The organism is Leeuwenhoekiella marinoflava DSM 3653 (genome assembly GCF_900129005.1).
In the GTDB taxonomy this organism is placed as follows: domain Bacteria; phylum Bacteroidota; class Bacteroidia; order Flavobacteriales; family Flavobacteriaceae; genus Leeuwenhoekiella; species Leeuwenhoekiella marinoflava.
The window spans coordinates 202,595-220,210 of record NZ_FQUN01000008.1; the positions used below are offsets into that span (position 1 = coordinate 202,595).

Here is a 17,616-nt window from a genome sequence, read left to right on the forward strand (position 1 = left end):
GCTAAACAATATTGTTATATTTGCAAACTTTTAAAAGCCTATGAGGGATTTTATAATCTTAACACTTACCCTGCTCGCTACCCTTACCGGAACAAGCCAGACTTATGAGGTTGGGGTATACGCAGGCGGAAGTAATTTTATAGGCGACGTAGGTAAATCTAATTATATAGCGCCTAACGCTGTAGTATTTGGCGGTATTGCAAAATGGAACCGTAGCGCAAGACATGCATTTAGAGCATCGGTGCTTTTTGCTAACCTTGAAGCCTCAGATGCAGACAGCAATGATAGCAGGAGGCAGCAACGCGGTTATGAGTTTAGCGGAACTTTGATTGAAGGCTCATTAGGTATAGAATACAACTTTTGGGAATTTGATATGCATCAAGGCTTTGATAAACCTGTGACCCCTTATTTATATACAGGTTTTACTTATTTTTACCACGATTCTTTTGCGCTTGATGCAGTACAAGATGCACTCGTAAGCGCAGATTCAGAATGGAATTTGGCAATACCTATGGTTATAGGACTTAAAGCGATGGTGAGCACAAAATTTGTTTTAGCGTTAGAACTGGGCGCACGCTACACGTTTACAGATAATCTAGACGGAAGCTACCCCGGTAATGCTGATAACAATTATGCCAATTTTGGTAATATAAATAATAATGACTGGTATATGTTTACAGGTTTAACCTTAACCTATACCTTTGGCAGGCAACCATGTTATTGCGGCTTTTAATTTTTAGAAATGGATTTTTTAAACGAAATAGATCAAGATAAGCTCCCTCAGCATATTGCCGTTATTATGGACGGTAACGGGCGCTGGGCTAAAAATCAGGGACTTCTTCGTATCAATGGGCATAAAAAAGGAACTAAAGCTGTACGCGAAACCATTGAAGCTTGTGCTGAACTAGGAGTACCTTTTGTAACGCTTTACGCATTTTCTACAGAAAACTGGAATCGCCCTAAGCTTGAAGTAGATACTTTGATGAATCTTTTAGTTTCATCCCTTAAAAAAGAAATTAAAACCCTTCAGGACAATAACATTTCACTCGCTGCTATAGGAAGCTTAACCAATTTACCTGGTAAAGCACAACGAGAACTACAAGAAGTAATTACAAAAACTAAAGATAATACGCGCTTAAAACTTACTTTAGCGCTCAGTTACGGCTCACGGGAAGAGCTGGTAAAAACTGTTCAGGAAATCAGCGATAAAGTTAAAAAAAACTTAATTTCGCCACATTCAATAAATGAGGCAGTCATTAAGGAGCATTTATACACACATGATATACCTGATGTGGATTTACTTATTCGCACAAGTGGAGAGCAGCGTATAAGTAATTTTTTATTGTGGCAAATAGCATACGCAGAGCTATATTTCACACCTGTGTTATGGCCTGATTTTACAAGAAAACATCTGTACGAAGCAATATATAATTATCAGAAAAGAGAACGACGATTTGGAAAGACGAGTGAGCAAATTAATTAAGCAGATGCCTAAACAAGCAGGCCTGATATTGGCCTTTTTACTAAGCTGCCTTACCTACACAACTGCAATAGCCCAACAAGATTTACCGGTTTCAAACGGAAAACAGTACGAGATTGGCGAGATATCTGTTGTAGGTGCAAAACAATACAATGAGCAAACCGTAATTGCTTTTACACGTCTAAGAAGTGGCGACCTGGTATACTTACCGGGTGATCGCATTAGTAATGTGATTAAGAAATTATGGGATCTAGACTTATTTAGCGATATCAACCTATACGCTACCATCAATGGAGATAAAGTTGACCTTAAATTTGAGATTGAAGAAGTTCCTGAATTAAACAGGGTTACAATCAATGGTATCAAAGAGAAGAAGACAAAAGATATCATTAAAGATAACAACCTTAAAAAAGGAACCAAGGTTACCGAAAACTTAATTACCAAGACTAAATTTTATATTGAAAATAAATATAAAAAAGAAGGCTACCTCAATTCTAAAGTTACCATCATCACGCGCCCTGCAACAGACACCACAGAAACTCAAAAGGTTGATATGCTTGTAGATATTGAGCTTAGTGATCGTGTGAAGATCAAAGACATTGAGTTTATAGGTAATGAGCAGCTTTCTGATGCGAAACTTCGCAAGCAGATGAAAAATACAAAAAAGAAGAATCTTATTCGCTTCTGGAAACGCTCTAAATACATTGCAGAGAATTTTGCTGAGGACAAAGTTGCTGTAGTTGACAAGTATAAAGAAAATGGTTTTAGAGATGCCAGAATTATTTCAGACACCTTAATACACAGTGGTGAAGACTTAATCACACTCAAGTTACACGTAGAAGAAGGTGATAAATACTATATAGGAGATATTGATTTCTTAGGAAATAGTGTATACTCAGATCGTGAATTAGCGCGCCAACTTGGTCTTGAAAAAGGAGACGTTTACAATGGTGTTCTACTAAAAGAGCGTATCTCTAAAGACGGGGATCCTAATGCTGATGACCTTTCTAACCTATATAAAAACAGTGGTTATTTATTTTCTTCTATCAATCCGGTAGAGACTAATGTTGAGAATGACACCATTGATTTTGAAATTAGAATAACCGAAGGTAAACTAGCATATTTTGATCGTATAACTATTACAGGTAACGACAAAACTAAAGACCGTGTGATCTACCGTAATTTACGCACACGTCCGGGACAGCGTTACAGCCAGGCTGCAGTGCTTCAAACAACACGTGAATTAGGTCAGACTGGTTTCTTTGATCCAGAACAGTTGAATCCTCAGTTCTTAAATGCAAACCCTTATGACGGCACAATTGATATCAACTATGCATTAGTTGAACAAGGTGCCAGCCAGATAGAACTGCAAGGTGGTTATGGTGGTGGTGGTTTTGTAGGAACCTTAGGGCTTTCCTTCAATAACTTTTCTATTCAGAATTTATTTAATAAAGAAGCTTACCAACCCTTACCTATGGGTGATGGTCAGAAATTTAGCCTAAGAGCTCAAGCAAGTACTTTTTACCAGACTTATAGCGCATCTTTAACAGAGCCATGGTTAGGTGGTAAAAAACCAGTACAGCTTCAGTTGAGTTTCTCTCATAGTATTCAATTTCTTTATAATTACGGTACGCGTGGCGCCAATGTTGACAGAGACAGACGATTCTTAATCACAGGGGGGTCAATAGGTTTGGCTAAACGTTTAGAAGTACCTGACAACTATTTCACCATTTCTCATGCGATCAGTTTTCAGCATTTTGACTTAAAAAATTATAATGTAGGTCTCTTTACTTTTGGTAATGGATCATCAGAAAACTTAGCATACACAATTGGTATATCGCGTAACGAAACAGATATCAATCCTATTTTCCCTAGAACAGGGTCTAAATTCAGCCTTACCGCTAAACTTACGCCTCCTTATTCTCTTTGGAATGGTACTGATTACAAACAACTAGCAGAAGATCGTGCTACCGCTACACAAAATGGCAATTCAGACCGAATTGCAGAAATTGACCAAGAACGCTTTAACTGGCTTGAATACTATAAAGTAAAATTTGAAGGACAATGGTTTACCTCTTTAGTAGGCAAATTAGTTTTGAGTTCTAAAGTAGATTTTGGCTTTCTAGGAGCCTATAACAATGATCGTGGTATTCCTCCATTTGACCGCTTTTTCTTAGGAGGCGATGGTCTGGGTGGTTATGCTTTAGACGGTCGTGAAGTGATTAGATTGAGAGGTTATCCTAATCAATCTGTAGTTCCTCAGGATCGTTCTTTGGAGAGTTCTAGAAATGGTAATACTGGTGCTACAATTTTTAATAAATTTGAATTTGAATTGAGATATCCTATAACTTTAAAACCATCAGCATCTATTTATGCGTTAATGTTTGCAGAAGCAGGATCGTCTTTTGACAATTTTAAAGACTACAATCCGTTCTTAATGAACAGGTCAGCTGGTGCAGGTGTACGTATTTATATGCCGGCATTTGGTTTACTAGGTATTGACTTTGGTTATGGGTTTGACCCAATCCCAGGTACTGTAGGAGGTCCTAACGGATGGGAAACTCACTTTATAATTGGTCAGCAATTTTAATTTGGCACGATATTTTCTAATATCATATTAACTATGAGAAACTACGTAATTACACTTTGTATTTCCCTACTAAGCTTTGGGACAACAGAAGCACAGCGTAGTATTCGTTTAGGATATGTTGATATGAATTATATCTTAGAAAATGTTCCTGAATACAAAGAAGCTCAAGCTCAATTAGACAACAAAGTTGCTGGTTGGAAAAATGAGATTGAAAAACGTAATAAGGAAATTGACCAGATGAGAAAGACGCTAGAAAATGAGCGTGTATTACTCACTCAAGAGTTGATCAAAGAACGGGAAGATGAAATTCGTTTTATGCAGAATGAAATTTTAGACTATCAGCAAAAGCGTTTTGGTCCTGAAGGAGATTTAATAAAACAGCGTAGTGTTCTGGTAGAGCCTATTCAAGATCAAGTTTTTAATGCGGTTCAAGAGATTGCAAAAGCAAGACAATACGACTTTGTGTTAGACAAATCTTCAGAACTTGTTATGCTATATGCAGATAAAAGACACGATATTAGCGATCAGATTTTATTAAGTATTAAGCGTTCATCAAAACGAAATCAAATAAATTCGCGAGCCGATAAACAAGAATTAGAAGAAACCGAAGCATTAACGTTAGACCAAGTTGAAGAGCGTGAAGAGCGAGAAGCTGAAGCGGATGCCAAGCAAACTGAAAGAGAGCGTTTAATTGCTGATCGCAAAGCCACGAGAGATTCTATTCAGGCAGCTAAAAAAGCAGCGTTTGAAGCTCGTAGACAAAAAATCTTAGAAGAACGTCAACGACGCAGAGATTCTATATTAGAAGCAAGACAGAAAATAAAAGACTCTATAAATTAAACCCAGACCTTGCCAATAGGTTATAATTGGCGAATTAAAACTTAAATAATTATAACACTTAATATTACTAAAATGAAACACGTTAAAACCCTAGTTGTAGCCTTAGCCCTAATCTTAGGAACGACAGGATTTATGCAAGCTCAAGACTTAAAAGTAGCTCATATCGCAACTCAAGAGTTATTAACAAGTATGCCACAATACAAGCAAGCTCAGGCTGACTTGGAAAAACTTCAAAGTTCTTATGATGCTGAGATGAACACCATGGCAAATGAGCTTAAAAAGACAATGGAGCGTTACGGAAACGAAGCTGGTAGTCAAACAGACGAAACTAATTTACAACGTCAGGCTGAAGTAGAGCAGACACGTAATAAAATAATGGAGTATCGTCAAAATGCGCTAAGAGACTTACAGAAAAAAGAATCTGAAGCTTTACAGCCTATCGTTGAGAAAGCTCGTGTAGCTATTCAAAAAGTAGCGCGTGCTAAAGGTTATAAATATGTATTAGACAGTACTACAGGTACGGGTCTTATCTTAGCTGACGGTTATGATTTAATGCCAGACGTTAAAAAAGAATTAGGTATCTAATCTATACGAAATAACTAATTTAAAACTGCCCTTCTGAATCGTTCAGGAGGGCAGTTTTTTTATATTTGGATTATGCAAACTAATAACCCAATAGGCGTTTTTGACAGTGGTGTGGGTGGCACTTCTATTTTAAAAGAAATTATTCATGCGCTTCCTGCTGAAAACACTATCTATTTGGCCGACATTAAAAATGCACCATATGGGGAACGCACTTCTGAAGAAATTCTTCAACTCGCTATTAAAAACACAGCGCGTCTTATAGATTATGGCTCTAAACTAATTGTAGTTGCTTGCAATACAGCAACCACAAATGCAATAGACACACTTAGGAACACTTACGACATTCCCTTTATAGGAATTGAACCGGCAATCAAGCCAGCAGCTCTGGCTTCAAGAACAAAATCAATAGGGATTTTGGCAACAAAAGGAACACTAAGCAGCGCATTGTTTGCACGTACCTCAAGTTTATACACAAGTAAGCTAAACGTAATTGAAGTCATCGGAAGAGGCCTTGTAGAGCTTATAGAAGGCGGGGAATTGAAATCTGATCGACTGTTTGAACTTTTAGCAAGTTACCTCAAACCCATGATTGCTCAAAATATTGATCATCTTGTATTAGGCTGCAGCCATTACCCCTACCTCATCCCTATTATTGAAGAAATACTTCCTAAAAATGTAACCATAATAGATAGTGGTCAGGCAGTGGCTTTGCAAACCAAACGCATTCTCGATAAAAATAATTTACTGAATCAAATTCAGGTCGAAGGTGAACATAAATTGTACAGCAATGCCTCTATTGAAGTTTTAACAAAATTAACTTCTGAAACAATTAAGAATAAAAAAATAAGCTACTTAGATTTTTAGTTGACTGCAGGACAATTACATTCGTAAGGCTCTCTACGCTCCCCAAAGTCATAGCCTAAAGTAATCTGATGAAAACCATTAGCAAGAACGATGTCATTACGCTGATAGCTATAGGTATAACCAACTAAAAACCTGTTATAAGTAATTCCTAAAAAAGGAGTCAGGTATTGTGATTTTTGACTGGTAACACTTCCGTCTGAATTGAGATATTGAGCTCCGTCTAGATTTCTTCTGTATGATAATCCGCCCCATAATTTCCCCCAATCAAACTTGTGATACACTTTTCCGTTTATATCTAAAGTAACTTCCTGAGTCTCATCGGTAGCTTGAAACATAATAGACGGCTCGTAACTCCAGGGATTATTTAGTTTTCCGAAGACATAACCTGCAGATGCTATGTATCTACGTTGGTTTGTAGATTCTAACTGTGGTGTGAAAATAGCCCGGTTACGCGGCAAAACATTTTTAACAGTGGCATGCGCATAGAAATCTAAAAAATAATAAGACATCCCAATATCAACATTAAAGTAATTATCAGTTTGACTTCCTCCAGAAATAACTGGATCAAAATCTGTAAGATCAAAAGCACTTTCATCAAGTGTGTTTTGCATTAAACCCACACTTAACCCGAAAGAAAGCTGGTTAAGGTCAACATAATTTCTAGAAAGCAATAAGTGATATGCAAACGTCCCAAAGACACCGCGCTGCGAAAAATTACCATTCTCATCAGAGAATAAAATAGCACCCAGACCTACTTTATCTCCCACTCTACCATTAACCGCTGCCGTATATAAATTAGGCGCATCTTCTACATCAAACCACTGCTGTCTTCCGGTAAGTCGTATTTGATTAGAGTTAGCAGCTCCCGCCATCGACGGATGCAATAAATACAAATTTTCGGTAAGATAATCCCAATACACCGGGATGCCTTCTTGCGCTCTGGAAGCCAGACCACATAACAATAAAAACAACAGTAATAGTCTCTTCAAAATCTAGCGCTCAAATTACACCTCAGGTTAATAAGGCAAACGCAGTAAATCTAATTAAAATATAAAAGAGAAACCGGTTTACACGACTTAAAAAACTCAAATCAGACGTAAATTAGCTAAATTTGCACAAAATAAAATCATGAGTACATTCAGTATCACTATAGAGCCTACGTCTAATCCTGCAATTAAAAAATTTCAGGCAAATTCATTCCTTGTAAATCACAACAGTTATGAGTTTAAAAATATTGACGAAACCAAAAATTCGCCATTAGCGCAACAATTATTCTACCTGCCTTTCGTAAAAACAGTTTATATCTCACAGAATTTTATCGCTGTTGAAAAATTTAATATTGTAGAGTGGATTGATATTCAGGATGAGTTATCGCAACAAATAGAAAGCTTTTTAAATGACAACGGTGTTGTTATTATTGAAGATGCTAGTACGGCTAAAAAAGTACCGGTAACTGTTTACGCGGAAAGCACACCAAACCCGGCGACACTTAAATTTGTAACTAACAAAAAGATTGTTACCGAAACGCTAGAGTTTAAGAATATTGACGAAGCTAAAAATGCACCTTTAGCTTTAGCTCTTTTCCATTTTCCATTTGTGAAAGAAGTATTTATGGACTCAAATTACGTGAGTATTCAGAAATTTGAAGTTGCAGAATGGGATGATGTTTTTCAAGAAATACGTGAGTTTATCAAGAACTACATGGAAGAAGGAAAAGAAATTCTATCTGAAAATTTCAAGAAAACCCCTCAAGTTGTTGAGCAAGAAAAAGAAAACAAATTTGAATCACTTGATGATACTTCTAAAGAGATCGCAAACATCATTGAAGAATATGTGAAACCAGCTGTAGCCAGCGATGGTGGAAACATTTTGTTCAAACACTACGATCCGGAAACCAAAAATGTAAAGGTAATTCTACAAGGAGCTTGTAGTGGATGTCCTTCTTCTACATTTACCTTAAAGAACGGTATTGAGACCATGCTTAAAGAAATGTTACAAGGAAAAATCAATAGCGTAGAAGCTATAAACGGATAAGTAAATTATTGTATTAACAAACTTATAGCTTTTAAAACTGCTTGTATTATCGTATATTCAACGATAATCATTGAAATAAATAAAACTAATAATTATGGCAGTTTTAAAAGTAATAGAAGTATTAGCAAGTTCTAACAAGAGTTGGGAACAAGCTACAGCTAACGCAGTAAAAGAAGCGTCAAAATCAATAAAAAATATTCGCTCTGTTTATGTAAATGAGCAAAGTGCAGTAGTTACCGGAGATACGGTTTCAGAATTTAGAGTGAATGTAAAAATCACTTTTGAAGTAAAATAAGAGGTACCACTCTCAAAAAATCCCGTAAGTAAAGATTTATTTACGGGATTTTTTATTTGTGAAAATACAATATTGTTTAAACCCATAAATATTTGCTAAAACCACGCTACATAAAGAATTAACGATATTTAAACAAAAGTATTTTTTATTTATGACGCTTAACTAAGACCTTTGCACAAATTAAAATTATACTATGGATTTTGACATTACTCAATATGAGGATTATGCCAAGCAATTTGGTGAAAAAATTATTGATTTCGTTCCCAGTTTAATAGGTGCGATTTTAACGCTGGTAATCGGTTTTTGGATTATCAAAGTAGTTAACCGTCTAGTTAAAAAGTTTTTTTCAAGAAAAGATTACGACCTAACTCTTGAAAAATTTATTGCCGACTTAATCAACTGGACGCTTAAAATTCTACTTTTTGTTCTGGTTATCACACAGCTTGGTGTAGAATCAGCTTCCTTAGTTGCAGTAATTGGTGCCGCAGGTTTAGCTATTGGTCTTGCCTTACAAGGTTCATTAGCAAACTTTGCAGGTGGAGTACTTATTTTACTATTAAGACCTTTTAAAGTTGGTGATTGGATCTCTGCTCAAGGTGTTGATGGATCTGTAAAAGAAATTTCAATATTCAATACAAGATTAATTACTTTCGGTAATCAAGAAGCCGTTATCCCTAACGGAAAACTATCTAACGATAACATTATAAATTACACTTCTCAAGGAATACGCAGAAATGCACAAACTTGGGGGATTTCTTATGATAGTGATATTAAGTTAGCTAAAGAGATTCTATTAAAACTGGTTAACGAACAAGATACTGTTTTACATGATCCACATCCTGAACCTATGATTGTAGTTACTGAACTTGCTGATAGTTCTGTAAACATGTCTCTGCGTTTCTGGGCTACTAATGATGATTACTGGACATTGCACTGGTATGTACTAGAAGAAGGTAAACGCCGTCTTGAAGAGCAAGGTATTAGTATCCCATTCCCACAACGCGATGTGCACGTTTTTAATGAAAGCGGAGCTAGTTTTAGTGGAAAATAATAAACTTCTAAAAGAGGTAAAGAACCTATTTCTTAGGTTTATTTATTAAGAAGTCTTTCAAATAAAAAGGTTCAAAATAGGCGACATCTTCGGTGTCGCCTATTTTATGTTTAGCCTCTGCTAAAACCGTCATCTCTCTTGCAGAAGGTAAAGCTTCCGTTTGAAAAACAGCATTTTGATGCGTTATGATAGGTTTCAACTTTTCAGCACCGTTTCCAATAAAAACAGTTTTTCCTTTCGCTAAAGCGGAAGCAAAAGAGCTTTCATCTATTACTTGCGCTTGTATCTCGCGTAACTCTTCCAATTCTGAAGAATAGATAGCACTATAAACTTCCATTCTACGTGCATCTAAAACCGGAATTATATTTTGAATAGCCTCTCCCCTTGCTTGAAGCGCTAAAGCCTTAAGAGTATTTGTAGAAATCAAAGGAATATCCAATGCAAAACACAAGCCTTTTGCACTACTTACCCCAATACGCAAACCCGTATAAGAACCAGGACCTTTACTTACTGCGACAGCATCTAACTGAGATTGCGCTACTTCAGCCTGAAGCAAAACTTCTTCTATATAAGCATGTAAGCGCTCTGCATGGGAATAGTCCAATCCCATATCCTCTTTGAATCCAATGATCTCACCATCTTTAGCGATAGCAACAGAACAGTTTGTAGTAGTCGTCTCTAAGCAAAGTATTAAAGCCATAATTTAGTCTTCTTCTGAAGCACCAAATTTAGCATCTTTTTTAACCTCTACGAGATCTCCTTGCTTAAGTAATTTTGTAACGGTATTGTAAGGACCTGTAATAACCTCATCACCGGTTTCTAAACCTTCGGTAATCACAATATTAGAGTCATCTTGAATTCCTGTTTTAATTCTGCGTAAAACAGCTTTATCACCTTCTTTAACAAAAACAGCCTCATATTGATTATTCTCAAAAGCTGATTTACCAGAGATTGTATCATTTTTGATCACAATAGCACTAATAGGCACTGAAATCGCATTTTTCTCACTATTGGTAATGATATCTACGGTGGCCGTCATTCCGGGACGAAACGGCGAATAAGCTTCTGATTTACCTACTATTAAATCATGATATGACTCCTCAAGAATGCGAACTTTAACCTTAAAGTTTGTAACCTGATCTGCTGAAAGATTACTCTCTGCTGAATTTGCAATTTCAGTAACCTGACCTTTAAAAGGTTTTTTAAGATAAGCATCAACCTCAACACGTGTTGAATCTCCTATATTGATCTTCACAATGTCGTTCTCATTAACATCTACTTCAACTTCCATGTTGCCTAGATCTGCAACACGCATCATCTCGGTACCAGCCATTTGTTGTGTTCCTACAACACGCTCTCCTAATTCCACATCTAGACTGGATATGGTTCCGCTAAGTGGCGCATAAATAGTTGTACGAGATAAGTTATCGCGAGACTGATTTACATTTGCTGCAGAACTCTGAACGCTGTAATAAGCAGATTTCACAGTAGCTTGAGCTACTTCATAATCTGATATAGACTGATCCCAAGCTGATTTAGAGATAACACCTTTGTCAAACAAGGTTTTATTACGCTCATAATTTGCTTTTGCATTTTTTAATGTGGCTTCTGCCTGAGAAAGATTTGCCTGAACATTTTGTAATGATGCCTGTGCCTGTGTCAATGCAGATTGAATTAAATCTGGATTAATCCGTGCTAAAAGATCTCCTTTTTCTACCTGCTGTCCTTCAACTACAGGAAGTTCTATGATCTCTCCTGAAACTTCTGATGAAATTTTAACTTCGGTTTCCGGCTGAATTTTTCCGGTAGCAGCAACAGTTTCAATCACCGTAGAACGATCTACAACCTGTGTGTCTACAGCCTTAAATTCTCCTGTTTTACCAAACCAGCCAGCCTTCTTTCCTCCTATTAATATAAGAATAAGTACTACAGCAGCACTAAGAATGATTATTAACGTCTTTTTTTTCATCATTAAAAAATTACAGCTACACGAGTAGAAATTGCAAGCATCCTAAAACTTAAGTTCGTTTACAGGAACCCCAAAATACAACTCGAGTACTTTAAGTTTAAATATATAATCGTATTTGGTACGGTTCAAATCTATCTGTGCATTATCATAACGTTGTTTAGATTGACTGAAGTCAAAGGCATTGATTAAACCAACTTCATAACGATCTTGAGAATAGGAGAACGCTAACTCCTGAGACTCTACAGCTGTCTCTGCAGCTTCATAAGCCTTAAGAGCTCCCTGAGCATCTAAATAAGCTTGATAAACATTAGACTCCAAATCTAGCTGTGCCTGCTCTAGACTAATTTCAGCACGGTCTACAGCAATTTTACTTCTACGCACATTGTTACGGGTTTGAAACCCATTAAGAATAGGAACATTTAACCTTAAACCGTAAGAAATACCATCATTTAAATACAATTGCTCTTGAAAGCTATTCACAAGATCTTGCTCAGAATAACGTGTACTGTATCCAAAAAAGGCAGATAATGTAGGCCATCTAGCTCCTCTTGCAATCTCAACATCTTTTTCAGCGATATCTAAACTATTCTCAGCTATTTTCACCTCATAACGTTCTTCTTTAGCAGACTCCGTAATTTCTTGTGGAGACTTCAACAATACATCTTCTCCATGAATCTGATAATCACCATCTGCAATATCAAAATTCTTATAATCTCTAATCAATAAAGTTTGAGCTAAACTAATCAAGGATATCTGAACCGCATTTTCTGCCGCGACTATACTTTGAATTTCACTCGCATTTTGAGCTTGTACTTCAAGTAAATCTCCTCTTGGAGAAACTCCACCTTCTACCAGATCATTAGTTTGCTGAAGTTGTTTTTTAGTTACTTCATTTTGAGAACGTAACACTTTTAAATTCTCTTTATTTAAAATAACCTGCAAATAACCATTAGCTACATTTAAAGCAATGTCATCCTCCAACTTTTCAAAACTGTATTGTGCAGAAAGAGCCGTTAATTTTGCACGCTGTACTTGCTTAAAGTTTCTTAAACCATCAAAAAGATTGTAGTCTGTATTGATACCACCGCTGGCAGATAAGAATTGTGTTGTTGTTGCTAAGTTACTCGTGGGGTCAAAGTTTAGCCCCGTGTTCTTAGAAACACTTGCACTGGCATTAAGCGTAGGTAAAAAATTACCTTCAGCATCAGATTTATCAAGCTTAGCAGCGTCAATATCTAATTGTGCCTGGCGCACCTGAATGTTCTCATCAAGAGCGCGCTGAATACATTCTTGCAGCGTCCATTTCTGCTGAGCAAAGCCGGAAACTGCTGAAAAAACTAGAATAAAAAAGAGTATTGAATTCTTCATAATTAAAATTCTGTATAATAAGTAGTACTTCAATGTAAAGTGTTACACCAAAGGTTTTATATTTCTTTAAAAATTTAGTGGAGGCTTGATAGCATTCCATACTTTAATCTTAGAATCTTCGGTAATTCCATCTAAAACTTCTACATAAATACCGTCACTAACACCAAGTTTTACATCACGACGCTCAAACTTTTGATCACTGGTTTCTACCTCAACAAAAGGCTCTTGAGTTTTAGAATCATATTGTACTAAAGCCTCCTTAATAGCTAATACATCATCAGCTCGTTCTAAGATAATTGATGCATTAGCGCTTAGTCCGGCTCTAATGAATGTGGAATCATTTTTTGCTAAAGTTCCTTTTATTTCAAACTGAATTGCACCGTTTTCTGCAATTCCTTTAGGAGCTATATAATCTAGCGTAGCGTCAAACTTCTTATTTTCAATAGCACCTACTGTAATTTCAAGCGGAAGGTTTTCAGTAATTTTCCCCACTTCGCTCTCGTCAACTTTTCCTTCAAAAATCATATCGTCCACATTTGCAAGTGAAGCAATGGTTGTACCTTCATTAAAGTTGTTAGACTCAATCACCTGATTTCCTTCTTTAACAGGGACTTCCAAAACCATCCCGGTTATTGTTGCTCTTACAGACGTAGTAGCATTATCACCCAAGCCTACAGTGGTACCCGTTTTTACAATATCATAATTCTGCTGATTACTTGATAAATTAACTTGTTGCTGCTTATAATTTTGCACAGCCTGATTGTATTCGCGCTGACTGTTATCAAAATCATTAGCGCTCACCACACCTTTCTCAAACAAAGTCTTTTGTCTTTCATAAATACTTTGCTGGTTTTCTAATGTAAGTTTTGCCGTTTCAAGATTGGTTCTCGCACTTTGAATATTATTACGTGCACTAACTAAGGAAGATGCATTTGGCACAACTTCGATTTGAGCAAGTAACTGACCAGCTTCAACAAACTCACCTGCTTCGACTAATATTTCTTTTATAATGCCAGGTATATTAGGCTTGATAAGAACTTCTTCCCTAGGAACAATGCTACCAGTAGCAACTGTTTTCTTAACAATTGTTTGTTTGGACGGAGATTCGGTCGCATAAACAACAGGATCTTCCAAATTCTTTTGGTACAAATAATAGAGTGATCCTATAAATACAACTGAGATTACAGCAAGGATAACTATGGTCACTGATTTTTTCATATGATTGGTATTCGTTTTTTAGATGAAGTTTTATTCGTTGCGCAAGGCATCTATTGGTTTTACTTTTATCGCATTTTGAGCCGGAATAAACCCAGCTAATAAGCCTGAAAAAATTAAGATTAAGAGTGCCGTAATCACAGTACCTAAATCTACACTTGGGTTTGCAAACATCTCAACAGGACCGTTTGCATCCAATATTTTATTTAAGATATAAATAAGTGCTGTTCCCAAAGAAATCCCCATCATCCCTGAAATAATGGTTAAGAAAACAGATTCCATTAAAATCTGACCACGGATTGACCAAGGACTTGCTCCTAAAGCACGTCTTATTCCTATTTCTTTGGTGCGTTCTTTTACAACAATCAGCATAATATTACTGATGCCGATAATGCCGGAAAGCAAGACTAAAATGCCCACAAAATAGGCAACAATCTTAAGCGCGATAAATAGACCATCTACTTTTTGAAACTCTTCATAGAGGTCAAAATTTCCTATAGCGCGATCATCTTTAGGATGGATTGAATGTCTATTTTTTATGATGTCAAAAACTTCAGATTTAAGCTGAGTTATAGAATAACCATCTTTTGCAGTAACCGCCATCCAGCCTACTCGGTTTCCCATGTTAAAAGCCTGTGAGAATGCAGTAAACGGAACATAAATCTGCTTTTCATCTTCTTCAGCATTACCATTACTAGACACCATAGAATAGGTACCTACTACCATAAAATTGACACCGTTTATTTTTACATAAGTCCCTATATGCTCTTCTCCTTTATCATAGAGTGCTTTACGAACACCTTCACCTATTACAGCTATTTTACGTTTACCTTCAATATCACCATAATTGAGAAAACGTCCCGAAGTAATGTTCATAGGTTGCTGCTCTATATATTCAGGATAATCTCCATATACATTGAAAGCCCCGGAGTTTAAACCGCGCACTACATTATTTGCTCCTCCAAAACCTCCTAACTGATTCCGCGGAGATACATAGCGCAACTGGGGCATATTTTCTTTTATAGCAGCAACATCATCCAGGTCATAACTAAATCTTCGACCTTTTGGTAAGCCTTTATAGGATTTAGATATAGTTTGCGTCCACATAAACATACTATTGGTCGCGATACCTCCAAAACCTTTTTTAACACCATTTTCAAGCCCTTTCCCTGCAGCAAGCAAAACAACCAGAATAAATATTCCCCAAAGAACACCAAAGGCCGTAAGAGCAGTTCTAAACCAGTTTCGGCTTAGCGCTTCTATAATTTCATCCCAACGATCTCTACTAAACATACCTTTGTTTTATTCTTCGCGTAAAGCGGTTATGGGTTTAATTCGAGCAGCTCTCCATGCCGGCACAAAACCAGCCAAAGCCCCAGCAAGTACTAGGATAAAAACAGTGGTTATTGCGACATTAAAATTTACAGATGGATTTTTTATAAAGTCCATATCCAGATTAGGCCCTACGACTTCTAGTAATGCCATACTTAAAATAAGACCGGTAAAACCTGCTATTGCAGTCACAAAAATAGATTCGTGCAAAATCATCGTTATTATAGAAAGTGGCTGAGCTCCCAGAGCTTTACGAATACCTATTTCTTTGGTTCGTTCTTTTACGATGATGAGCATAATATTACTCACGCCTACTACTCCAGCAATAATGGTACAGATACCCACCACCCAAAAAAACGTCTTAATCATACCTATTAAATCATAAAAACGCTTTGTACCTTCTAACGTATTATTGATGCCTATTGCACTTGTATCATCTGGAGCTATTAGATGACGCTCTTTTAAAAAGGATTCTATTTCTGAAGAAAATCGTACAGACTGCTCTAATGTTTTTTGAAAAGTTTCTTTTGGCTTAAGTGTAAAACCTAGATTACCTACTTTATCAGCCCCTCCAAAAACACGCTGTGATGTAGACAAAGGTACAAATGCACGAGTTTCTTCACGTTCACCACCCGGATCAGAATACACTCCTACAACCTTAAAATTGACTCCATTGATTTGAACCTGCTGCCCTATTGGATCTTGATTTTTAAATAAGTCTTGCTTCACCTTATTACCAATCACCATGACCTTTGCCTTCTTATCGTGATCATCATAATTAATATAACGACCAGCTACCATATCCTCATTTTCTAAAAACTGATAGTCAGGATAAACACCTTCTACACGATAACTTCCAGACTCATTACCAAAATTTAGTGTACCGCTCCATATTCTGTAAACTGAAGACTTAAACTCGAGATCCTCTTCATATTTTTTGATCAGATACTTGTAATCCTCATTAGTCATCTCAATAATCCTCCCGGGGTTTAGACCTTTATACCCTTTAGAAGTAACCCCGCTATAAACCGAAATTCTATTTGAAGCATCACGCTGAAACTGAGAACTGATACCGTTTTGCATTCCTTGACCAAAACCCAGAAGAATAACAAGAATAAAAATTCCGGAAGCAACAGAAAGCCCCGTCAAAAACGTACGAAGTTTATTTTTAGAAATCGTTTCTAAAATCTCCTGCCAACGCTCAAGATCAAACATGACTTAACGCTCTTACTTGCTTAACCGACGTATCGTCTATGATGAGACCGTCTTTGAGGTTTACAATACGCTTAGTCATATGAGCGATATCATCTTCGTGTGTAACGATTAAAATAGTTTTTCCTTCATCGTTAATCCCCTGAATCAAATCCATAACCTCGTAACTGGTTTTGGTATCTAATGCACCTGTAGGTTCATCAGCAAGTAATACTTTAGGATCACTAGCCAAAGCTCTTGCTATCGCAACCCGTTGCTTCTGTCCTCCTGAAAGTTCGTTAGGCATATGATGCGCCCAGTTTGCCAGACCTACTTTCTCTAAGTAAGCCATAGCTTTATCGGTGCGATCTTTACGCTTCATACCTTGATAATACAAAGGCATACCCACGTTATCTAACGCACTTTTATAATTGATAAGATTAAAAGATTGAAAAATGAATCCCAAAAATTTATTGCGATACTGAGCCGCAATTTTTTCATTTAGATTTTTAATGGGAACACCATCTAGTGTATAGGAACCTTCGTCAGCTTCATCAAGCATCCCTAAAATATTAAGCAATGTTGACTTTCCGGATCCTGAAGATCCCATTATGGAAACAAGCTCACCTTCCTGAACAGAAAAATTTATACCCTTGAGAACATGAAGTGAATTTGCTCCCATGGTGTAAGATTTATGCAAATCTTTGATGGTTATCATAAACAGATGATGATTTAATATCTACAACAAAAGTTAATTTTTTAACTCTCATCTACTTAATAGACCTAAAAACATCAAAAATGT

Annotated in this window: 17 protein-coding genes; 9 read left to right on the top strand and 8 right to left on the bottom strand. The window is 36.6% G+C overall.

Features of this window, described 5'->3' with window-relative positions; translation table 11 throughout:
• Positions 1-40 precede the first annotated feature (40 nt).
• The 6 genes from porG (at position 41) to murI (ending at position 6,359) form a co-directional block, all read left to right on the top strand.
• On the top strand, positions 41-733 hold the full coding sequence (gene porG, locus BUB91_RS08345; RefSeq protein ID WP_073098772.1) for a type IX secretion system protein PorG: 693 nt from the start codon (positions 41-43) through the stop codon (positions 731-733).
• A 9-nt stretch (positions 734-742) separates the two neighbouring features.
• Complete coding sequence (locus BUB91_RS08350; protein ID WP_073098773.1) at positions 743-1,483, top strand: isoprenyl transferase; 741 nt, start codon at positions 743-745, stop codon at positions 1,481-1,483.
• Between the two features lie 4 nt (positions 1,484-1,487).
• Complete coding sequence (bamA, locus tag BUB91_RS08355) at positions 1,488-4,070, top strand: outer membrane protein assembly factor BamA (RefSeq protein ID WP_175551006.1); 2,583 nt, start codon at positions 1,488-1,490, stop codon at positions 4,068-4,070.
• A 33-nt stretch (positions 4,071-4,103) separates the two neighbouring features.
• Positions 4,104-4,910: an OmpH/Skp family outer membrane protein gene (locus tag BUB91_RS08360; protein ID WP_073098775.1), complete on the top strand. Its 807-nt coding sequence runs from the start codon at positions 4,104-4,106 to the stop codon at positions 4,908-4,910.
• 72 nt (positions 4,911-4,982) lie between these two features.
• Positions 4,983-5,495 carry an OmpH/Skp family outer membrane protein gene (locus tag BUB91_RS08365; protein WP_073098776.1) on the top strand — a complete coding sequence of 171 codons (513 nt, stop codon included), beginning with the start codon at positions 4,983-4,985 and terminating at the stop codon, positions 5,493-5,495.
• A 72-nt stretch (positions 5,496-5,567) separates the two neighbouring features.
• On the top strand, positions 5,568-6,359 hold the full coding sequence (gene murI, locus BUB91_RS08370) for a glutamate racemase (protein ID WP_073098777.1): 792 nt from the start codon (positions 5,568-5,570) through the stop codon (positions 6,357-6,359).
• Here the strand turns inward: murI and BUB91_RS08375 are convergent.
• Positions 6,356-7,348 carry a PorP/SprF family type IX secretion system membrane protein gene (locus BUB91_RS08375; RefSeq protein ID WP_449543905.1) on the bottom strand — a complete coding sequence of 331 codons (993 nt, stop codon included), beginning with the start codon at positions 7,346-7,348 and terminating at the stop codon, positions 6,356-6,358. The genes murI and BUB91_RS08375 overlap by 4 nt on opposite strands.
• Before the next feature lie 139 nt (positions 7,349-7,487).
• Here BUB91_RS08375 and BUB91_RS08380 point away from each other — a divergent pair, with 139 nt between their 5' ends.
• The 3 genes from BUB91_RS08380 to BUB91_RS08390 all read left to right on the top strand — a co-directional run bounded on the left by BUB91_RS08380 (position 7,488) and on the right by BUB91_RS08390 (position 9,739).
• Positions 7,488-8,393 carry a NifU family protein gene (locus BUB91_RS08380; protein WP_073098779.1) on the top strand — a complete coding sequence of 302 codons (906 nt, stop codon included), beginning with the start codon at positions 7,488-7,490 and terminating at the stop codon, positions 8,391-8,393.
• A gap of 94 nt (positions 8,394-8,487) precedes the next feature.
• Positions 8,488-8,688 carry a dodecin family protein gene (locus BUB91_RS08385; protein ID WP_073098780.1) on the top strand — a complete coding sequence of 67 codons (201 nt, stop codon included), beginning with the start codon at positions 8,488-8,490 and terminating at the stop codon, positions 8,686-8,688.
• A gap of 193 nt (positions 8,689-8,881) precedes the next feature.
• Positions 8,882-9,739, top strand: a complete 858-nt coding sequence (locus BUB91_RS08390; protein ID WP_073098781.1) for a mechanosensitive ion channel family protein — start codon at positions 8,882-8,884, stop codon at positions 9,737-9,739.
• Positions 9,740-9,764: 25 nt separating this feature from the next.
• Here BUB91_RS08390 and tsaB read toward each other — a convergent pair whose 3' ends face one another.
• The 7 genes from tsaB to BUB91_RS08425 form a co-directional block, all read right to left on the bottom strand.
• Positions 9,765-10,439: a tRNA (adenosine(37)-N6)-threonylcarbamoyltransferase complex dimerization subunit type 1 TsaB gene (gene tsaB / locus BUB91_RS08395; RefSeq protein WP_073098782.1), complete on the bottom strand. Its 675-nt coding sequence runs from the start codon at positions 10,437-10,439 to the stop codon at positions 9,765-9,767.
• Positions 10,440-10,442: 3 nt separating this feature from the next.
• The gene (locus BUB91_RS08400; protein WP_073098783.1) at positions 10,443-11,708 is read right to left on the bottom strand and encodes an efflux RND transporter periplasmic adaptor subunit; all 1,266 of its coding nucleotides are present in this window, start codon (positions 11,706-11,708) and stop codon (positions 10,443-10,445) included.
• A 42-nt stretch (positions 11,709-11,750) separates the two neighbouring features.
• On the bottom strand, positions 11,751-13,076 hold the full coding sequence (locus BUB91_RS08405; RefSeq protein ID WP_073098784.1) for a TolC family protein: 1,326 nt from the start codon (positions 13,074-13,076) through the stop codon (positions 11,751-11,753).
• A 66-nt stretch (positions 13,077-13,142) separates the two neighbouring features.
• Complete coding sequence (locus BUB91_RS08410; RefSeq protein ID WP_073098785.1) at positions 13,143-14,294, bottom strand: efflux RND transporter periplasmic adaptor subunit; 1,152 nt, start codon at positions 14,292-14,294, stop codon at positions 13,143-13,145.
• A gap of 30 nt (positions 14,295-14,324) precedes the next feature.
• On the bottom strand, positions 14,325-15,584 hold the full coding sequence (locus tag BUB91_RS08415) for an ABC transporter permease (RefSeq protein WP_073098786.1): 1,260 nt from the start codon (positions 15,582-15,584) through the stop codon (positions 14,325-14,327).
• A gap of 9 nt (positions 15,585-15,593) precedes the next feature.
• The gene (locus BUB91_RS08420; RefSeq protein WP_073098787.1) at positions 15,594-16,838 is read right to left on the bottom strand and encodes an ABC transporter permease; all 1,245 of its coding nucleotides are present in this window, start codon (positions 16,836-16,838) and stop codon (positions 15,594-15,596) included.
• On the bottom strand, positions 16,831-17,532 hold the full coding sequence (locus BUB91_RS08425; RefSeq protein WP_073098788.1) for an ABC transporter ATP-binding protein: 702 nt from the start codon (positions 17,530-17,532) through the stop codon (positions 16,831-16,833). The genes BUB91_RS08420 and BUB91_RS08425 overlap by 8 nt, the downstream gene beginning before the upstream one ends.
• Positions 17,533-17,616 lie beyond the last annotated feature (84 nt).

What these genes read in the sequence shown, in the direction of transcription:
- BUB91_RS08365 (WP_073098776.1), top strand. Translation starts at nt 4,983, where the DNA reads ATGAAACACGTTAAAACCCTAGTTGTAGCCTTAGCCCTAATCTTAGGA.
- murI (WP_073098777.1), top strand. Translation starts at nt 5,568, where the DNA reads ATGCAAACTAATAACCCAATAGGCGTTTTTGACAGTGGTGTGGGTGGC.
- BUB91_RS08380 (WP_073098779.1), top strand. Translation starts at nt 7,488, where the DNA reads ATGAGTACATTCAGTATCACTATAGAGCCTACGTCTAATCCTGCAATT.
- BUB91_RS08385 (WP_073098780.1), top strand. Translation starts at nt 8,488, where the DNA reads ATGGCAGTTTTAAAAGTAATAGAAGTATTAGCAAGTTCTAACAAGAGT.
- BUB91_RS08425 (WP_073098788.1), bottom strand. Translation starts at nt 17,532, where the DNA reads ATGATAACCATCAAAGATTTGCATAAATCTTACACCATGGGAGCAAAT.
- tsaB (WP_073098782.1), bottom strand. Translation starts at nt 10,439, where the DNA reads ATGGCTTTAATACTTTGCTTAGAGACGACTACTACAAACTGTTCTGTT.
- BUB91_RS08405 (WP_073098784.1), bottom strand. Translation starts at nt 13,076, where the DNA reads ATGAAGAATTCAATACTCTTTTTTATTCTAGTTTTTTCAGCAGTTTCC.
- BUB91_RS08360 (WP_073098775.1), top strand. Translation starts at nt 4,104, where the DNA reads ATGAGAAACTACGTAATTACACTTTGTATTTCCCTACTAAGCTTTGGG.
- porG (WP_073098772.1), top strand. Translation starts at nt 41, where the DNA reads ATGAGGGATTTTATAATCTTAACACTTACCCTGCTCGCTACCCTTACC.
- BUB91_RS08400 (WP_073098783.1), bottom strand. Translation starts at nt 11,708, where the DNA reads ATGAAAAAAAAGACGTTAATAATCATTCTTAGTGCTGCTGTAGTACTT.
- BUB91_RS08390 (WP_073098781.1), top strand. Translation starts at nt 8,882, where the DNA reads ATGGATTTTGACATTACTCAATATGAGGATTATGCCAAGCAATTTGGT.
- BUB91_RS08415 (WP_073098786.1), bottom strand. Translation starts at nt 15,584, where the DNA reads ATGTTTAGTAGAGATCGTTGGGATGAAATTATAGAAGCGCTAAGCCGA.
- BUB91_RS08350 (WP_073098773.1), top strand. Translation starts at nt 743, where the DNA reads ATGGATTTTTTAAACGAAATAGATCAAGATAAGCTCCCTCAGCATATT.
- bamA (WP_175551006.1), top strand. Translation starts at nt 1,488, where the DNA reads ATGCCTAAACAAGCAGGCCTGATATTGGCCTTTTTACTAAGCTGCCTT.
- BUB91_RS08410 (WP_073098785.1), bottom strand. Translation starts at nt 14,294, where the DNA reads ATGAAAAAATCAGTGACCATAGTTATCCTTGCTGTAATCTCAGTTGTA.
- BUB91_RS08420 (WP_073098787.1), bottom strand. Translation starts at nt 16,838, where the DNA reads ATGTTTGATCTTGAGCGTTGGCAGGAGATTTTAGAAACGATTTCTAAA.